Origin of the sequence: Amycolatopsis sp. NPDC006131 (assembly GCF_040614175.1) — a bacterium.
Taxonomy (GTDB): Bacteria; Actinomycetota; Actinomycetes; order Mycobacteriales; family Pseudonocardiaceae; genus Amycolatopsis_E; species Amycolatopsis_E tucumanensis.
Map to the genome: position 1 here is coordinate 1 of NZ_JBEXTX010000249.1, position 1,244 is coordinate 1,244.

Annotated in this window: 1 protein-coding gene; it reads left to right on the forward strand. The window is 67.0% G+C overall.

Going from position 1 to position 1,244, the window contains the following annotated elements; genetic code table 11:
* Positions 1-1,083, forward strand: a 1,083-nt coding sequence (locus tag ABZ215_RS43775) for an OB-fold nucleic acid binding domain-containing protein (RefSeq protein ID WP_354956866.1), incomplete at its 5' end; no start/stop codon positions are given.
* Between the last annotated feature and the right edge of the window lie 161 nt (positions 1,084-1,244).

Here is a 1,244-nt window from a genome sequence, read left to right on the forward strand (position 1 = left end):
TGCCGCCGCCTCGGCATCAAGGTGCTGCCCCCGGACGTCAACGAATCCGGCCAGCGCTTCGCCGCGGTCGGCGACGACATCCGCTTCGGCATGGGCGCGGTCCGCAACGTCGGCGCCAACGTCGTGGAGTCGATCATCAAGACCCGCCAGGAGAAGGGCAAGTACTCCTCCTTCACCGACTTCCTGGACAAGTCGGAGCTGGTGGCCTGCAACAAGCGGGTCATCGAATCGCTGATCAAGGCCGGCGCGTTCGACAGCCTCGGCAACACGCGCCTGTCGATGATCCAGGTGCACGAGGACGCGGTCGACGCGGTCGTGCCGCTCAAGCGCCAGGAGGCGATGGGCCAGTTCGACCTGTTCGGGGCGTTCGGCGGGGACGGCGACGCGGCCGAGCCCGCGCCTTCGTCGTCGCCGCTGGCGCACCTCAAGTTCGGCGACGAGGAGTGGCCGCGCAAGCAGCTGCTGGCCTACGAGCGGGAGATGCTCGGCCTGTACGTGTCGGCGCACCCGCTGGACGGCGCCGAGCGGATCCTGCGCAAGCACGCCCCACGCCCGATCGCCGCGATCCTGGACAACCCGCCCAAGGAAGGCGAGCTGGTCATCTCCGGCCTGATCACCTCACTGGAGCGGCGGGTCAACAAGAAGGGCGAACCCTGGGCGATCTGCACGGTCGAGGACATGGACGCCTCGCTGGAGGTGCTGTTCTTCCCCAAGTCCTACGCCCTGTTCCAGGCCGACCTCATCGAGGACAACGCCGTCCTGGTCAAGGGCCGGGTCAACTGGCGCGAAGACAAGATGTCCGTCTTCGGCGGCGGACTGGTGCCGCTGGACCTGTCGGAGATCGGCAATGGTGAGGATGAGCCCCCGCTCGTGCTGCGCTGCACCGCGGAGCGCTTGGACAAGAGTGTGGTCGGCGAGCTGAAGTCGACGCTGCTCGCCCACCGCGGCGACACCCCCGTCCGCTTGAAGCTGGTGGGCAAGCAACGCGAGACGACGTTCGCGCTGTACGACTACCCGGTCAAAGTGAGCTCTATGCTGATGGGTGAGCTGAAAGGCATCCCCGGCATCACCGCCGGCACCTGAGAACAAGCCAAAGCACGCACCAGCACAACGCAACGGCCACCCGGCAACGAAACGCAACAAACCCCACGAGCCACCCCTCTCCCGCAACCCGATCCCCAGCCCAATCGGTTGCCGAGCCACCGGGTCAAGGCACGCTTTCCCGCCTTGACGCGGTGTCTCGG